General features: G+C 59.0%; 16 protein-coding genes. 12 read left to right on the top strand and 4 right to left on the bottom strand.

Annotated elements, in window-relative coordinates; translation table 11 throughout:
• Positions 1 to 65 precede the first annotated feature (65 nt).
• Entirely contained in the window at positions 66 to 404 is a 339-nt protein-coding gene (locus KJF94_RS25220) for a hypothetical protein (RefSeq protein ID WP_214379656.1), read from the bottom strand.
• A 126-nt stretch (positions 405 to 530) separates the two neighbouring features.
• Here KJF94_RS25220 and KJF94_RS25215 point away from each other — a divergent pair, with 126 nt between their 5' ends.
• Positions 531 to 995 (top strand): Lrp/AsnC family transcriptional regulator, encoded by a 465-nt coding sequence (locus tag KJF94_RS25215; RefSeq protein WP_008024235.1) that lies wholly within the window; start codon positions 531 to 533, stop codon positions 993 to 995.
• Between the two features lie 98 nt (positions 996 to 1,093).
• On the opposite strand, the gene KJF94_RS25210 is transcribed toward KJF94_RS25215, so the two are convergent.
• Positions 1,094 to 2,461, bottom strand: coding sequence for a CYTH domain-containing protein (locus KJF94_RS25210; RefSeq protein ID WP_214379654.1), 1,368 nt, complete (start codon positions 2,459 to 2,461; stop codon positions 1,094 to 1,096).
• 156 nt (positions 2,462 to 2,617) lie between these two features.
• Here KJF94_RS25210 and argE point away from each other — a divergent pair, with 156 nt between their 5' ends.
• Together argE and argA are read left to right on the top strand one after the other, a co-directional pair.
• The gene (gene argE, locus KJF94_RS25205) at positions 2,618 to 3,787 is read left to right on the top strand and encodes an acetylornithine deacetylase (protein ID WP_214379652.1); all 1,170 of its coding nucleotides are present in this window, start codon (positions 2,618 to 2,620) and stop codon (positions 3,785 to 3,787) included.
• Between the two features lie 256 nt (positions 3,788 to 4,043).
• On the top strand, positions 4,044 to 5,342 hold the full coding sequence (argA, locus tag KJF94_RS25200) for an amino-acid N-acetyltransferase (RefSeq protein WP_214379650.1): 1,299 nt from the start codon (positions 4,044 to 4,046) through the stop codon (positions 5,340 to 5,342).
• Between the two features lie 154 nt (positions 5,343 to 5,496).
• On the opposite strand, the gene tauA is transcribed toward argA, so the two are convergent.
• The gene (gene tauA / locus KJF94_RS25195) at positions 5,497 to 6,486 is read right to left on the bottom strand and encodes a taurine ABC transporter substrate-binding protein (protein ID WP_214379648.1); all 990 of its coding nucleotides are present in this window, start codon (positions 6,484 to 6,486) and stop codon (positions 5,497 to 5,499) included.
• A 362-nt stretch (positions 6,487 to 6,848) separates the two neighbouring features.
• Here tauA and KJF94_RS25190 point away from each other — a divergent pair, with 362 nt between their 5' ends.
• The 9 genes from KJF94_RS25190 (at position 6,849) to KJF94_RS25150 (ending at position 15,784) form a co-directional block, all read left to right on the top strand.
• Positions 6,849 to 8,195 (top strand): OprD family outer membrane porin, encoded by a 1,347-nt coding sequence (locus tag KJF94_RS25190; RefSeq protein WP_214379646.1) that lies wholly within the window; start codon positions 6,849 to 6,851, stop codon positions 8,193 to 8,195.
• A gap of 370 nt (positions 8,196 to 8,565) precedes the next feature.
• Entirely contained in the window at positions 8,566 to 9,939 is a 1,374-nt protein-coding gene (locus KJF94_RS25185; RefSeq protein ID WP_214379645.1) for an OprD family porin, read from the top strand.
• 292 nt (positions 9,940 to 10,231) lie between these two features.
• A complete protein-coding gene (locus tag KJF94_RS25180) occupies positions 10,232 to 10,870 on the top strand; it encodes a peroxiredoxin (protein ID WP_214379643.1) in 639 nt (212 codons plus the stop codon).
• 247 nt (positions 10,871 to 11,117) lie between these two features.
• A complete protein-coding gene (gene ssuE / locus KJF94_RS25175) occupies positions 11,118 to 11,711 on the top strand; it encodes an NADPH-dependent FMN reductase (RefSeq protein ID WP_084320340.1) in 594 nt (197 codons plus the stop codon).
• Between the two features lie 90 nt (positions 11,712 to 11,801).
• Positions 11,802 to 12,767 carry a sulfonate ABC transporter substrate-binding protein gene (locus tag KJF94_RS25170; protein WP_214379641.1) on the top strand — a complete coding sequence of 322 codons (966 nt, stop codon included), beginning with the start codon at positions 11,802 to 11,804 and terminating at the stop codon, positions 12,765 to 12,767.
• A gap of 25 nt (positions 12,768 to 12,792) precedes the next feature.
• A complete protein-coding gene (ssuD, locus tag KJF94_RS25165) occupies positions 12,793 to 13,941 on the top strand; it encodes an FMNH2-dependent alkanesulfonate monooxygenase (protein ID WP_214379639.1) in 1,149 nt (382 codons plus the stop codon).
• 8 nt (positions 13,942 to 13,949) lie between these two features.
• The gene (gene ssuC / locus KJF94_RS25160) at positions 13,950 to 14,732 is read left to right on the top strand and encodes an aliphatic sulfonate ABC transporter permease SsuC (RefSeq protein ID WP_214379637.1); all 783 of its coding nucleotides are present in this window, start codon (positions 13,950 to 13,952) and stop codon (positions 14,730 to 14,732) included.
• Entirely contained in the window at positions 14,729 to 15,535 is an 807-nt protein-coding gene (ssuB, locus tag KJF94_RS25155; protein WP_214379635.1) for an aliphatic sulfonates ABC transporter ATP-binding protein, read from the top strand. The genes ssuC and ssuB overlap by 4 nt, the downstream gene beginning before the upstream one ends.
• Before the next feature lie 33 nt (positions 15,536 to 15,568).
• Positions 15,569 to 15,784 carry a TOBE domain-containing protein gene (locus KJF94_RS25150; RefSeq protein ID WP_003229256.1) on the top strand — a complete coding sequence of 72 codons (216 nt, stop codon included), beginning with the start codon at positions 15,569 to 15,571 and terminating at the stop codon, positions 15,782 to 15,784.
• A 63-nt stretch (positions 15,785 to 15,847) separates the two neighbouring features.
• Here KJF94_RS25150 and KJF94_RS25145 read toward each other — a convergent pair whose 3' ends face one another.
• Positions 15,848 to 16,612 carry a hypothetical protein gene (locus KJF94_RS25145; RefSeq protein ID WP_214379633.1) on the bottom strand — a complete coding sequence of 255 codons (765 nt, stop codon included), beginning with the start codon at positions 16,610 to 16,612 and terminating at the stop codon, positions 15,848 to 15,850.
• Positions 16,613 to 16,626: the final 14 nt, after the last annotated feature.

The raw sequence follows: 16,626 nt of genomic DNA, 5'->3' as shown, positions 1-16,626 counted from the left end.
GCAAAGGATAGTCGTGGACCTGCTGACCGTTGGGCCACTACCCGACGAAGCCGTATCGGGTTTTTTCAGCCCGTCGCCTGAGCCGCTTCAACCCACGCAGAATCAGCCACTTGCAGTTCAACCGAACAGACGCTGATCAGGTTACGTAATTTTTCCGCGATCACTTGCGCTCGGTGCCAGCTCAGCCCGTCGATGACGATGTCGAGCGACAGCCAATCGTCCGTGCGTTGCACGTTGACCTGTTGCGGCGTCAGGCATTGCAACGCGAACAGGTTGAGCGCACGGCACAACAGATCCGGCTCGGCTTCGGCGAGCAATTGATAGTGGACGCGGCAGTGGGCATTGCTGACGTTCCAGACATCGGCGCGGGTGGGCGGGGTGTTCACGGCTTCGAGGTGCGGCATGATCGGTCTCCAAAATCACTGGAGGAATTTTTACATTCGATGCCGGGTATTTCTTATCTATGATGGGGCTTATTGGCGATCTATCGAATCGTGCGATTCAACAAAACATCGATTACAGGTTTTTCTATGCAAAGCGAACTGGATGGCTACGACCGCAAGATTCTCGCGTTGCTGCAAGAGGACGCTTCGCTCTCCAGCGCACAGATCGCCGAACAGGTGGGGCTTTCGCAATCGCCCTGCTGGCGGCGGATTCAGCGGATGAAGGAGGAGGGGATTATTCGCGGTCAGGTGACGCTGCTGGACCGGAAGAAGATCGGGCTGAACACGCAGATTTTTGCCGAGGTCAAACTCAACGCCCATGGGCGCTCGAACTTCACCGAATTCACCGAGGCGATTCGCGGTTTTCCCGAGGTGCTGGAGTGTTATGTGCTGATGGGGTCGGTGGATTTCTTGCTGCGGATTGTGACAGCGGACATCGAGGCGTATGAGCGGTTTTTCTTTGAGAAGCTGTCGATGGTGCCGGGGATACAGGAGGTGAACTCGATTGTGGCGTTGTCGGAGATCAAGTCGACGACGAGTTTGCCGGTCTGAAGTTTTGGGGTGAATTTGCTGGCCTCATCGCTAGCAGGCTAGCTCCCACAGGGGAACGCATTCCAACTGTGGGAGCCAGCCTGCTGGCGATGGCGGTCTTACATGCGCAGCAACATCTTCCAGGCACGATTCTGATAAACCGCAATCGCCTGCTGCTTGCGCGCATCCAGCGATTCATCGGTGATCGGCTCGTTCGCCAGTTGCGCCAGCTGCTTCAGCTCACCGTACAGGCGATCCATTTCCGGGATCTCCAGCACGTGGCGGGCATGGTGCAGCCAGGCCTGGATGCGCTCGATGCGCGGCAGTTGTTCGGCCAGATCTTCCGGCTGCTGCTGGTAACGCTGCAATTGCAGCGATGTGGCTTCTTCACCCAACAGGCGTGGCAACCAGCTACCCAACTGCGCAGCGCCCTGGCGATTGCCACGCACGTTGCGATCGGCAGCCCAGGTGCGGGCCAGCAACCAGCGCGAAGTGTTCAGCGAGAACTGGCCCCAGCGCGGATCTTCGAGTTCTTCGAGGAACTGCTCCGGCGCAGCTTTACGCACGTCTTCGTCGTCCTGACCGGCTTGCACCAGTGGGCGCCAGTCTTCGAGCAACGCATCCAGCGCGAGGCGCAGGTCGTGTGTCGACTGACGCGGGGCGGCCTGGCCCAGGCTGCTCAGCAGCGCGCGCAATTCAGAGAGGTTTTCGACCCAGTCCTGCAGCAGGCGCCAGTGACCGTTGAAACGATACTGCTCGGCCAGACGCTGGCTGCTGCTCAGCAAGTGCCAGCTCAGCGCGGCGAACGCGTCGTCCAGCGGTGTTTCGGCAGTGATTTGCGGCGCCGCCAGGCTCAGCGAGTAACTGTTGGCGTCATACAAACGATAACCGCGCTCGGCCTTGCTGATGTCACATGGCATCAAGGCCAGGGTTGCAGCCAGTTCGGCGGCCAGTTCCAGCAGCGCGGCTGGTTCGCCTTCGCGCAGTTCCAGCTCCAGTTCGCAGATTTCTTCTTTCTGCTTGCCGACGACGACGTGGCCCAGGTCCAGCGCGGCTTCGATCACCACTTTGGTTTTGCCACGGCCCCAGGCGATTTCAGCGCGTTCGCGCACGAAGTCGGTGGTGAAAATCGGCTTCAGGGTTTTCTTGTCCAGCTCGGCCAGCTCTTCAGGCCAGCATTCGCCGTCGAGTTTCTTCACGTCGAGCTTGGCTTTGGGCAGGTTCCAGTCGTATTCGTTACGCTCGGACAAACCGGCGACGCTTTGTCCACGGGTCTTGAGGGTTTGAATCACTTCTTCGCCATCACGACGCAGGCGCAGGGCAACCTTGGCGCGGGCCAGGTCACGCTCAGGCGTGTCGAAGTACTGGTTCATCAGTTCACGGCGTTCCCAGCCACTTTTGTTGCGTTTTTTCAGTAGCGGGTGCTCGCGCAGGGCGGCGAGGGTTTCGCGGCTGACGCGGAGTTTGATTTCGGTTTCTTTCTGCATGGCCGGAAAATCCAGGATCGGGAGCGCAGCCGGGGGAATGTGTGGCTGCCAAGGTCGTGCAGTGTACAGGACTCGTTCACCCTACGCGCCGCGACGGTTTATTCCTGTCGCCGGATGGCTCTATGATGGACTTCAATTCGCGAGTTGGAGTCAGCGATGCCTTTGCCGTCCATGAAAGATCAGTTCGCTGCGCTGATTGCCGCACCGTCGGTCAGTTGTACCCAGGCCAGCCTCGATCAATCCAACCGCCCAGTGATTGATTTGCTGGCGACGTGGCTCGGCGACCTGGGTTTTGCCTGTGATATCCAGCAGGTCAGCCCCGGCAAATTCAATCTGCTGGCCAGTTTCGGTTCCGGCCCTGGTGGTCTGGTGCTGGCGGGGCATAGCGATACCGTGCCGTTCGATGGCGCGTTGTGGCAGACCGATCCGCTGAAGCTGACCGAAGTCGATGGCCGCTGGGTCGGTCTGGGCAGTTGCGACATGAAAGGCTTTTTCGCCTTGGCCATCGAAGCCGTCCTGCCCTTGCTCGACCAGCCGTTCAAACAGCCGTTGCTGATCCTCGCCACCTGCGATGAGGAAAGCTCGATGTCCGGTGCCCGTGCCTTGGCCGAAGCAGGACGCCCGTTGGGCCGGGCGGCGGTGATCGGCGAGCCGACCGGACTGAAGCCGATCCGCATGCACAAAGGCATCATGATGGAGCGCATCGACATCCTCGGTCAGAGCGGCCATTCCTCGGACCCGCGCCTTGGCCACAGCGCCCTCGAAGCGATGCACGATGCCATCGGCGAATTGCGTGGTTTGCGTCTGCTGTGGCAACGCGAATACCGTAATCCGCAGTTCGGCGTACCGGTGCCGACCATGAACTTCGGCTGCATCCATGGCGGGGATAACCCCAACCGCATCTGTGGCCAGTGCTCGCTGGAATTCGACCTGCGTCCGCTGCCGGGTATGGACCCCAAGGTGTTGCGCGCGGAGATTCTGAAGAAACTCAACCCGGTTGCCGAACGCCATCAGGTAAAGATCGATTACGCGCCGCTGTTCCCCGAAGTGCCGCCCTTCGAGCAGGCCGAAGACGCCGAGTTGGTCCGCATCGCGGAAAAGCTCACCGGTCATCGCGCCGAAGCAGTGGCGTTCGGCACCGAAGCGCCTTATCTTCAGCGTCTTGGCTGCGAAACACTGGTGCTCGGCCCGGGCGACATTGCCTGCGCGCACCAACCGGGGGAATACCTCGAAATGTCACGTTTGCAGCCTACCGTGCATCTATTAAGACAGCTGATCGAACATTACTGCCTGACGCCGGCCCAAACGCCGATGCCAGGCAGTTGAACGCAGCCCCTGTAGGAGCCGAGCTTGCTCGCGATGGCGGCATTACATTCAACATCAATGTTGCCTGGCCCACCGCTATCGCGAGCAAGCTCGGCTCCTACAGGTTCACCAAGTCGTATAAATTGCCGGTGTTCAAACCCGTATTCATGAGGAGAGCGCGCGTGTCGCCAAGCCTGTTCCGACGATAACCATCAGCCCGCTGTGCGTTTTCTGTTTCGCCCATTTTTTGGCTGCTATTTATTACAGGCCCAGGTTCATGCCCGAATACGTTAATTGGCTTCGTCACGCTTCGCCTTACATCAACGCCCACCGCGATTGCACCTTCGTCGTCATGCTGCCCGGCGACGGTGTGGAGCATCCGAACTTCGGCAATATCGTCCACGACCTGGTGCTGTTGCACAGCCTCGGCGTGCGACTGGTGCTGGTTCACGGTTCCCGTCCGCAAATCGAAACCCGCCTGGCCGCGCGCGGCCTGACCCCGCATTACCACCACGGGATGCGCATCACCGATGCTGCGACCCTGGAATGTGTGATCGATGCGGTCGGCCAGCTGCGCATTGCCATCGAAGCGCGCCTGTCGATGGACATGGCCTCGTCACCAATGCAGGGCTCGCGTCTGCGGGTGGCCGGCGGCAATCTGGTGACCGCACGGCCGATCGGCGTGCTCGAAGGCGTCGACTATCACCACACCGGCGAAGTACGCCGGGTTGACCGCAAAGGCATCAATCGCCTGCTGGACGAGCGTTCCATCGTGCTGTTGTCGCCGTTGGGCTACTCGCCGACGGGTGAGATTTTCAACCTCGCGTGTGAAGACGTGGCGACCCGCGCGGCCATTGATCTGGGGGCCGATAAACTGCTGCTGTTCGGCGCCGACCTGGGTTTGATCGATGAAAACGGTCGTCTGGTTCGTGAACTGCGTCCGCAGCAAGTGCCGGCGCATTTGCAGCGTCTGGGCAATAACTATCAGGGTGAATTGCTGGACGCCGCCGCTGAAGCTTGCCGTGGCGGCGTGGCGCGCAGTCATATCGTCAGTTACGTCGAAGACGGCGCACTGCTGACCGAACTGTTCACCCGTGACGGTGGCGGTACGCTGGTGGCGCAGGAGCAATTCGAGGTCGTGCGTGAAGCAGCGATTGAAGACGTCGGCGGTTTGCTGGACCTGATCAGCCCACTGGAAGAGCAGGGGATTCTGGTGCGTCGTTCGCGCGAAGTGCTGGAGCGCGAGATCGAGCAGTTCAGCGTGGTCGAGCGCGAAGGCATGATCATCGCGTGTGCGGCGCTGTATCAGATTGCCGATTCGGATGCGGGAGAGCTGGCGTGCCTGGCGGTGAACCCGGAGTACCGCCACGGTGGTCGTGGGGATGAGCTGTTGGAGCGGATCGAAACCCGCGCTCGGGCTCAGGGTTTGAAGACTCTGTTCGTCCTCACCACCCGGACTGCGCACTGGTTCCGTGAACGCGGGTTTGTGCCGAGTAGCGTCGAGCGCCTGCCGTCGGCTCGGGCGTCGCTGTACAACTATCAGCGTAATTCGAAGATCTTCGAAAAAACCCTGTAACCGCAGACTTTTGTGGCGAGGGAGCTTGCTCCCGCTGGGCTGCGAAGCGGCCCCAAACCAGCGAACGCGTTATGACTGATTAATTGCGTTATCGGGGTTTGGGAGTCCTTCGGCCTCCAGCGGGAGCAAGCTCCCTCGCCGCAGTTTTTGTGTGTTACTCGGTGACGAATTTCGCGCTGACATACGGTGAATAATCCGGCAGCACCGTCTCTACCTTGCCTTGCTCCTTCAAGAACTTCGCCGTCTCACCAATGGCCTTCGCCGTGCCGCCGTCCAGCAGCGCAGTGGTCTGTTGTGCCTTGGCGTCCGGGAAAGCCGAACCGGCCAGCAGTTCCGGCACGTCCGCGGCATTGGCACCGGTCAGTTTGGCGATTTTCTGCACCGGTACCGAATCAGCGGTCCAGCTTTCTTTATGTGCAGCGTAATCGGCGAAGGAGTCCAGGGTGACCTTGGCGAATTTGGCCACGACGTCCGGATGCTTCTCGGCGTAATCCTTGCGTGCGACCCAGACTTCGAAGGTCGGTGCGCCCCATTGGCCGACCTGTGCGGCGTCGGTTAAGGTCTTGCCGGTCTTGCGAATTTCCCCCAGCGCAGGCGACCAGACAAACGCGCCATCAATATCGCCACGCTTCCAGGCGGCTGCAATTTCCGCCGGCTGCAGGTTCACCACTTTGACTTTCGAGGCGTCCAGGCCCCAGTGCTTCAGCGCGCCAAGCAAACTGTAATGCGAGGTTGAAACGAACGGCGTGGCGATGGTCTTGCCGATCAGATCTTCCGGTTTATCGATGCCGCTGCCGTTGCGCACGACCAGGGCTTCGGCCGCGTTGATCTGGGCGGAAACGATGAACGCGACAATCGGCAAATTGCGCGAAGCGGCCGCGGCCAGCGGGCTTGAGCCGAGGTTGCCGATCTGCACATCACCCGAGGCAATCGCCGTCACCACTTCGGGGCCGCTGTTGAAACGACGCCAGTCGATTTTCTCTCCGATGGTCTTTTCGTAGATGCCATCGGCTTGCGGGACTTTGCTGGGGTCGATGCCGGTTTGATAACCCACGGTGAGGTTCGCGGCATGGGCAGAAAAAGAAAATAATACCGATACACAAACTGTAACAATTGGGTTGGATAGTGCGCGCTTGGTCGTCATGGCGGAGGCCTTATCGATAGGAATTGTTGCGGAATTGCTTCCAAACCTAATCGATCTAAAAAACGCCTAATAAATACCATTTAGTAATTAGCTTATGAGCTGGCCGCTCTAGTCCGAGGGGGTTCTTAACGGTGAGCTAAATTCCTAAACGGTATGAGAAAAGAATTCAGCCATTCTTTTCAGGTTTATGACGAACTCATGACCCTGCATGGACCAAAAATCGGGGATTAGACGATGGTCGTAGACACACATGGTTACGATTGACTTGTGGGTCACGGTCTGGCGCTAATCGCGCATCTTAGGATCTGGGGCATTGACTCCGGGCCAGGAATACAAGAATTAGAATCGAGAGGAGTAAATCAATGAACAAGTCGACCTTGGCCTTGGCCGTGGCTGTAGGGGTTTTGGCGCAGCAGGCAGGCGCCGCCGGTTTCATCGAAGACAGCAAGGCTTCTGTTAGTTCGCGCACCTATTATTTCGATGCCGACAACCGTGAAGGCGCCAAGACTCCAGCTAACCGCCAGCGAGAAACCGCTGAAGGTCTGAAGTTCGATTACCTGTCGGGCTTTACCCAAGGTGTCGTCGGTTTCGGTATCGATGCCCAGGCGCTGGTCGGTATCCATCTGGACGGTGGCAAGGGCCATCACCCGGACAGCAACTCCTTCAATCCTAGCGATAGCGACAAATCGGCGTCGGATGAGTGGAGCCGTCTGTCGGGCAACGTCAAGGCGCGCTTCTCCAAGACCGAGGCCCACCTGGGTGGCGCTCTTCAGCCAAACATGCCGATCCTGATCGCGAACGACAGCCGCGTGCTGCCGCAAACCTTTGAAGGTGGCACCATCACCTCGAAGGAAATCGACAACGTCACCTTCAACCTGGGTCAACTGGAGCACGCGACAGGTCGCGCCTCCTCGAACTCCACTGGCCTGTCTGTGGCGGGCGCTACTCAGGACAGCAACCAGTTCCGTTACGCCGGTGCTGACTGGAAGGTCACCAAAGACCTGACGCTGCAGTACTACTACGCGAACCTGGAAGACTTCTATAAACAGAACTTCCTCGGCCTGGTGCACGTTTACCCAATCGCCCCGAACCAGTCGTTCAAGACTGACCTGCGTTATTTCGACAGCAGCTCCGACGGCAAGAACGGCAACGGCAGCGCCGGGTACCAGTTCAACAACAACAATGGCTACGCCAAGAACAAGGGCGAGGTCGATAACAAGACCTGGAACGCCACGTTCACCTACACCCTGGGTGGCAGCGCATTCCTGCTCGGGCATCAGCGTGTCAACGATGACGGCGGCTTTGTCTTCTTGAACCAAGGTAACGTTGTTGATGGTAACGGACGTCCTGAAGGCGGCGGCGGCGCCAGCTTCTACTCGTTTACCGACGCCACTGTGGGCAGCTTCATCCGTGCCGGTGAAAACACCACGTACGGTCAGTACTCCTATGACTTCGCCTCGCTGGGCGTACCCGGCCTGAAAGCTTCGATTGGTTACCTGAGTGGTCAAGACATCAAAGCTGCCAGCGGCAGCGGTAAAGACTTGAGCGAGCATGAAACCGACGCACGTATCGATTACGTGATTCAAACGGGCGCGCTGAAAGGGTTTGGCACCACGCTGCGTCACGGTACTTATCGTGGCGACGGCACCGGCCTTGTTGACCAAGACCAGACCCGTCTGATCTTCAACTACACCTACGCCTTCAAGTAAGATTCGCAAAAAAGCCTCGCCGTCTGGCGAGGTTTTTTTTGCATTTTTTTTCATATTCTAATTTGGTATTACTTAGTAATTTATTATTCTTTTTGGCTTTTAAAATAAACCCCTAAAGTGCATTCCGCCGTGGCCGATACGTAGTGTCCAGCAGCGATTAAAATGTCGATTTTTATTCCCGTGCGGCATAAAAAAGCATGAAATAAATATATTTGCGTTTACCATGCCGACCCCTTCACCGCGCTTAGTCCCTTGACTTAGACGCATCAATTGAGTGACGCGCAGATTGCGGTTGGCGGTATCTGCACATTTCAGGATCCAGAGCATTCGACTCAGGACCAAAAAATTAGAAACGATAGGAGCGAAACACATGAACAAGTCCACCTTGGCCCTGGCTGTGGCCGTAGGGGTTTTGGCGCAGCAGGCAAGCGCCGCCGGTTTCATCGAAGACAGCAAGGCTACATTGGGGCTGCGTAACTTCTACATCAACACGGATAACCGTGACCACGATGCCAACACCGCTGCCAACAAGCGCAATGGCGTTCAGAGCAAAAACGAAGAATGGGGCCAAGGCTTCGATCTGCGCTTCACTTCCGGTTACACCCAAGGCACCGTCGGCTTCGGTATCGACGCTATCGGCCTGCTGGGCGTGCGTCTGGATTCCGGCGGCGGTACTAACGGCGCAACTGCAACTTCGTACGGCGGCACTGTTTTCCCAAGCAAATCCAACGGCGAAGCGGTTGATAACTTCTCCAGCCTGGGTCTGACTGCCAAAGCCAAGATCTCCCAGACCGAACTGAAGCTGGGCACCCTGCAGCCAAAACTGCCGGTTATCGTGACCAACGACGGTCGTTTGCTGCCGCAAACCTTCCAGGGTGGCCAGATCACTTCGAACGACATCAAGGACCTGACACTGGTTGGTGGTCAGATCGAGCACGCCAAGGGCCGTAACTCCAGCAACAACGAAGAGTTGTCGATTGCGGGTGCCAACGCTCACACCGCAGCCGGTCGTGACAGCAACAAGTTCATCTATGGTGGCGGTGACTACAAAATCACCAAAGACCTGACTGCCCAGTACTACTACGGCAACCTGGAAGATTTCTACAAGCAGCACTTCCTGGGTCTGGTGCACAACTGGGCAATCGGTCCGGGCGTGTTGAAGTCTGACTTCCGTTATTTCAACAGCTCCGATGACGGTGCCAACGGTCACGATTCGTCTTACTACACCACTGGTAATGACACTGGTTTCAGCAACGGTAGAGGCAAGGTCGACAACAACCTGTACAGCGGCCTGTTCCTGTACACCGTTGCCGGTCACACCTTCGGCGGCGGCTATCAGGCCAGCAACGGTAACAGCGATTTCCCTTGGTTGAACCAGGGCGACGGCTCGTCGGCTTACATCACTACCGACATGCAGATTGCCAAGTTCGCCCGTGCCGGTGAACGTACATGGCAAGCTCGCTACTCGTATGACTTCGCCAAAGTCGGCGTACCGGGCCTGACCGCCGGTGTGGTTTATCTGCGTGGCGACAACATCGACACGGTGGGTCTCAACGGTCGCGAGAACGGTTCCGACAGTTCCGAGTGGGAACGCGACCTGACCGTGGGTTACGTCGTACCGGAAGGCCCGCTGAAGAACCTGGGCCTGATGTGGAAAAACGCTTCGTGGCGCAACGACGTTCCAGGTCAACGCGACCAGGACGAAAACCGCCTGATCCTCAGCTACTCGATCCCGCTGTTGTAATAGCGCTCGCGTAACCGCTGAAAAAAAGCCCCGCCCGGCATTTCGCCGAGCGGGGCTTTTGCGTTTTCAGGGCGGGGTCACCCCCGTAATCCCGTCCTGAAACGCCTTCTTTGCAGCAACTCAAGGCCTTCTCGAACCTTGGAAGCGATAGTCGTCGCGATGGCTTTGCCGGTCCAGTGAACAGATTTTTAATATTCATTTGCGATCTAATAAACACTATATTTATTCTTTTTAATAAATCCCAAACACGAGCTACAGTTGAGGTCTACAACACACTCATCAGGAGCCCACCATGAGCATCAGACTCGGCGACATCGCCCCCGATTTCGAGCAGGATTCCAGCGCCGGCACCATCCATTTCCATGAATGGCTGGGTGATAGTTGGGGCGTGCTGTTCTCCCACCCGGCGGACTTCACACCGGTGTGCACCACCGAGCTGGGCTTCACCGCCAAGCTCAAGGACGAATTCACCAAGCGCGGAGTCAAGGCCATCGCGCTGTCCGTGGACCCGGTGGACTCGCACCACAAGTGGATCGAGGACATCAACGAAACCCAGAACACCGTCGTCAACTTCCCGATCCTGGCTGACGCTGACCGCAAGGTCTCGGACCTGTACGACCTGATCCACCCCAACGCCAACGACACCCTGACCGTGCGCTCGCTGTTCGTGATCGACCCGAACAAAAAGGTTCAGCTGACCATTACTTACCCGGCGAGCACCGGCCGTAACTTCCATGAAATCCTGCGGGTGATCGACTCGCTGCAACTTACCGACAATTACAAGGTGGCCACCCCGGCCAACTGGCAGGACGGTGAAGAAGTGGTGATCGTGCCTTCGCTGCAGGACCCAGACGAAATCAAGAAACGCTTTCCCAAGGGTTATCGCGCGGTGAAGCCGTATCTGCGTTTGACGCCGCAGCCCAATAAGTAAGCCGCAGCATTTTGGGCTTAACAGGCGCCGCAGAATTCAGATAGAACCGCATCCATAAAGCAGGGGAATTTCAGGCCGTTTTCACGGCCTGTTTTTTTGCCCGGAAGAAAGTGTTTTGCATATCTCCTAAACGCATAACCAAATGAATAAATATGATTTAAAGATATATAAATCACCTGTTAAGGTCTCTCCATCGAAGCGAGATCGCACACGGCGAATCGCCAACACCGTTCAAGGAATCGTCTGAATGCTGGTCGTCTCACTCGGTGGCAGTCCCAGCCAACGCTCCCGTTCCGGGGTGCTGCTGGAGCGCTCCCAACGCTGGTTGCAGGAGCAAGGAGTGGAAGTGGTGAGTTACCAGGTGCGGGACTTCCCGGCCGAAGACTTGCTGCACGCACGTTTCGACAGCCCGAAGGTGATCGACCTGCTGCAACAGATTGAAAATGCCGATGGCCTGCTGATCGCCACACCGGTTTACAAGGCGTCGTTCTCCGGCGCACTGAAAACCGTGCTGGACCTGTTGCCCGAACGCGCCCTGGCCCACAAAGTGGTTTTGCCGATGGCCACCGGCGGCAGCATCGCCCACATGCTCGCGGTGGATTACGCGCTCAAGCCGGTGCTGTCGGCGTTGAAAGCCCAGGAAATGCTCCACGGGATTTTCGCTGTGGACAGCCAGATCGCTTACGGCGAAGGCAGCGCTCAAGCGCAACTGGCGCCAGAACTTGAAGAACGACTGAACGAATCCCTGGAGCTGTTTTTCAGCGCCATGGCCCGACGGCCGAAGCCGCTCGATCCGAACCTGTTGAATGAACGTCTGTTGAGTGCTCGCTGGAGCATTTAAGCCACACCCGAATTCTGAAGTACTCACCTTACTCAGCCGTCAACGGTCAAGCAGGTGCAGCCAAAACCCAACTGCAAAAAGGAGAGCGCTATGCGCACTGTCATTTTGCGTCGTGGTCTGGTCGCTCTGTTTGTTGCGGCTGTGTCCTTCGGCGCCATTACTCAAGCTCAGGCCGAGACCCTTCGGATCGGTTATCAAAAGTACGGCACGCTGGTGCTGCTCAAAGCCAAAGGCACGCTGGAAAAACGCCTCGCCGCCCAAGGCGTGGACGTGCAATGGACTGAATTCCCCGGCGGCCCACAGCTGCTTGAAGGTTTGAACGTCGGCTCCATCGACTTCGGTGTCACCGGCGAAACGCCTCCGGTATTTGCTCAAGCGGCGGGTGCCGATCTGCTCTACGTCGCCTACGAACCGCCAGCGCCCCACAGCGAAGCGATCCTGGTGCCGAAGGACTCGCCGATCAAATCGGTGAAGGACCTCAAGGGCAAGAAAGTCGTGCTCAACAAAGGCTCCAACGTTCACTACCTGCTGGTCCGCGCGCTTGAAGACGCCGGCCTCAAATACACCGACATCCAGACCGTTTTCCTGCCGCCGGCCGATGCCCGCGCCGCGTTCGAACGTGGCAGTGTCGATGCCTGGGTGATCTGGGATCCGTACCAGGCGGCCGCCGAACAGCAGCTGCAAGCGCACACCCTGCGCGATGGCCAAGGCATCGTCGACAACCACCAGTTCTACCTGGCGACCAAACCTTACGCACAGAAAAATCCTGAGGTGATCAAGACCCTCGTGGAAGAAGTGCGCGCCGTCGGTGAGTGGTCCAAGGCCAACCCGGAAGACGTGACCAAACAGGTTTCGCCACTGCTCGGCCTGCCGGCGGACATCACCCTGACCTCGGTGAAACGCCAGGGCTTCGGCGCACTGTTCCTGACCCCTGAAGTGGTCGCTGCCCAGCAGAAAATTGCCGACAGCTTCTACCAGCTCAAGCTGATTCCGAAACAGCTGAGCATCAAAGACGTGATCTGGACGCCACCGGCAGCCGTTGCCAAAGCGCAGTAATTCGATTCCCCAAGGAGACCACTCCATGAGCCTCAATATCTTCTGGTTCCTGCCTACCCACGGCGACGGCCATTACCTTGGCACCGCCGAAGGCGCTCGCGCCGTCGACCACGGTTATCTGCAACAAGTCGCGCAAGCAGCGGATCGCCTGGGCTTCGGCGGGGTGCTGATTCCCACCGGCCGCTCGTGCGAAGACTCGTGGCTGGTGGCGGCGTCGCTGATCCCGGTGACCCAGCGTCTGAAATTCCTTGTCGCCCTGCGCCCCGGGATCATTTCCCCGACGGTCGCTGCGCGTCAGGCGGCGACGCTGGATCGTCTGTCCGGCGGTCGTGCGCTGTTCAACCTGGTGACCGGCGGCGACCCGGAAGAATTGGCCGGCGACGGTTTGTTCCTGACCCACGAAGAACGCTATCAAGCCTCGGTGGAATTCACCCGCATCTGGCGCCGCGTGCTGGAAGGCGAAACCGTTGATTACGACGGTCAGCACATCAGCGTGAAGGGCGCCAAGTTGCTCTATCCGCCGATCCAGCAACCGCGTCCGCCGCTGTACTTCGGCGGCTCTTCGGAAGCGGCGCAAGACCTCGCGGCAGAGCAAGTGGAAATGGTCCTGACCTGGGGCGAGCCACCGGCCGCCGTCGCTGAAAAAATCGAACAGGTTCGAGCCAAAGCCGCGAAGCTCGGCCGCACCGTTCGCTTCGGCATTCGCCTGCATGTGATCGTTCGTGAAACCAACGCTGAAGCGTGGCAAGCGGCAGATCGACTGATCTCGCACCTGGACGACGAGACCATCGCCCGTGCCCAGGCTTCCCTGGCGCGTTTCGATTCCGTCGGTCAGCAACGCATGGCGGCATTGCATGGCGGTAGCCGCGACAATCTGGAAGTCAGCCCCAACCTGTGGGCCGGTGTTGGCCTGGTGCGTGGCGGTGCCGGCACCGCACTGGTCGGCGACGGTCCGACCGTGGCCGCCCGCGTGAAGGAATACGCGGACCTGGGCATCGACACCTTCATCTTCTCCGGTTATCCGCACCTCGAAGAGTCGTACCGCGTCGCGGAATTGCTGTTCCCGCACCTCGACATCGAGCGGCCGGAACTGCCCAAGGGTACGAATTACGTCAGCCCGTTCGGCGAGATGGTCGCCAACGACATCCTTCCCAAAGCCGCGTCCCAGAGCTGAGGCGCGCCATGAAGAGAATCATCCACAACCTTGCGCCCTGGACGTTGCCGGTTTTGCTGGTGGCGGTGTGGCAGTTGTCGGTGTCGGCGGGCTGGTTGTCGACGCGGATTCTGCCGGCGCCCATCGCGGTGATCGAAGCCGGCGTGAGCCTGGTGCGCAGCGGCGAAATCTGGACACACCTGGCGATCAGCGGCTGGCGAGCAGCGCTGGGCTTCACCATCGGCGGCGGTATCGGCCTGGCACTGGGCTTCATCACCGGTCTGTCGAAATGGGGCGAACGCCTGCTCGACAGTTCGGTGCAAATGATCCGCAACGTGCCACATCTGGCGCTGATTCCGCTGGTGATCCTGTGGTTCGGCATCGACGAGTCGGCGAAGATTTTTCTGGTGGCGTTGGGCACCTTGTTCCCGATCTACCTCAACACCTACCACGGCATTCGCAACGTCGACCCGGCGCTGGTGGAGATGGCGCGCAGTTATGGCCTGTCCGGTTTCAGCCTGTTCCGTCAGGTGATTCTGCCGGGTGCGTTGCCTTCGATTCTGGTCGGCGTGCGCTTCGCACTGGGCTTCATGTGGCTGACCTTGATCGTCGCTGAAACCATTTCCGCGAGTTCGGGCATCGGATACCTGGCAATGAATGCGCGGGAGTTTTTGCAGACCGACGTGGTGGTGCTTGCGATTCTGATGTACGCGGTGCTCGGCAAACTCGCCGACCTCGCGGCCCGTGGACTTGAACGTGTGTGGCTGCGCTGGCATCCGGCGTATCAGGTTGCCAAGGGAGGTGCGGCATGACGGCTCAACAACCTCCACGCCTGCTGCGCGGGATTCCGCTGGTGGTGCGCAAGCTGCAAAAAACCTTCGGCTCGCGGCAGGTGCTGCGTGAGATCGATCTGCACATTCCGGCCGGCCAGTTCGTCGCCGTGGTCGGTCGTAGCGGTTGCGGCAAAAGTACCTTGCTGCGGTTGCTCGCCGGTCTCGATAAACCGACGGGTGGTGAATTGCTCGCCGGTTCCGCGCCGCTGAGCGATGCACGGGAAGACACCCGGCTGATGTTCCAGGAAGCGCGTTTGCTGCCATGGAAAAAGGTCATCGACAACGTCGGCCTCGGGCTCAAGGGCAACTGGCGTCCGCAGGCATTGGAAGCGCTGGAGTCAGTCGGCCTGGCGGACCGCGCCAATGAATGGCCAGCGGCGCTGTCCGGCGGACAGAAGCAACGTGTGGCCCTGGCCCGCGCGCTGATCCATCAACCGCGCTTGCTGTTGCTCGACGAACCGCTGGGTGCACTGGATGCACTGACCCGAATTGAAATGCAGCAACTGATCGAGCGGCTCTGGCAAAAGCACGGTTTTACCGTGTTGCTGGTGACCCACGATGTCAGCGAAGCGGTGGCGATTGCCGATCGGGTGATCCTGATCGAAGAGGGCGAAGTCGGCCTCGACCTGCACGTGGAACTGCCGCGCCCTCGGGTTCGGGGTTCCCATCGGCTGGCGGCGCTGGAAACCGAAGTCCTCAATCGCGTCCTCGCACTGCCCGGCGAACCGCCGGCACCGGAACCTGTTTCACCCTTGCCTACGCAATTGCGTTGGGCTCAATAACTCAAGCCTCCTCCAACGACAGGAATCAACATCATGACTATCAAGGCCATCAACGTTCGTAACCAGTTCAAAGGCTCGATCAAGGAAATCGTATTGGGTGACGTGCTGTCGGAAATCGACGTGCAGACTGCTTCCGGCATCGTCACTTCAGTGATCACGACTCGCTCGGTGAAAGAGCTGGAACTCGTGGTCGGCAGCGAAGTGATCGCGTTTGTGAAATCCACCGAGGTGTCGATCGCCAAGTTGTAAGGGCGTGCATTGTGCTCAACCCCGAAGGGTTTGAACCCTTCGGGGTTTTTTATGCGCGGGTGTTCAGGGCTCGGGTGCGCAGCGCCAACCGGCGGCGGGCGCGTAGGTGCCGAGTGAAGACAACAGGCGTGGGTCGCTGAATAGCTCGCTGGCGTCTGGATCGATGGCTGCCGGCAACAATGGCTTGCCGACCTGCATCGGCAGTGTGGAATAGTCAATGTGCCACGGCGATTGTCCGGCGTGGTGACGGCCAAAGGACAGTTCGCAGGCAAGCCGCGGCTGAGCGGTGGCCGAGTCGATGTGTTCGCGTAAATGTCCGCCAGGTGTCAGCGCGACGGCGCGGCTGGCGGCGAACAGAAAGTAGTCACCGGCCAGCACCAGGCAGGCAACGCGCGTCGGGTCATCGACCGCCTGCAACCACTGACCGCGACAGGTGCCGCGAGAGTCCGGCAGCCGCTCCCAGATCTCGTAGTAGCTGTCGTCCAGGGCGGTTTCGACCAGGCGTTCGCTGGTTTCAAAATGCATGCGCCCGATGTCTTCTTCGGTGCTGACGGGCTGGTAGTCGAGTTTGCGATGCCACTGGCAAATGTCGCCGTTGACCTCGGTTACACCGGCGAAGCCTTTTTGCTCGCTCAGGATCAGTAAATCAGCGTGACTCAGTTGCTCCAGCGGCAGCGCCGCAAGCTTTGCCGGCGGGATGCGCAGGTCGGCAAACAAACGCGGGGTTTGCAGCCAGTAGACAGTCGTTTCGCTGTCGACGCGTCCCGACTGGAATTTGATCAGGCGTCGTTGCCACACGCCAAGGTAGTTGTCTGGAACGTTCGCCATGAACACCTCGTTGC

It is taken from the genome of Pseudomonas hormoni, from assembly GCF_018502625.1.
GTDB classification, from domain to species: Bacteria; Pseudomonadota; Gammaproteobacteria; order Pseudomonadales; family Pseudomonadaceae; genus Aquipseudomonas; species Aquipseudomonas hormoni.
This window is presented reverse-complemented; position numbering and strand designations above follow the sequence as displayed.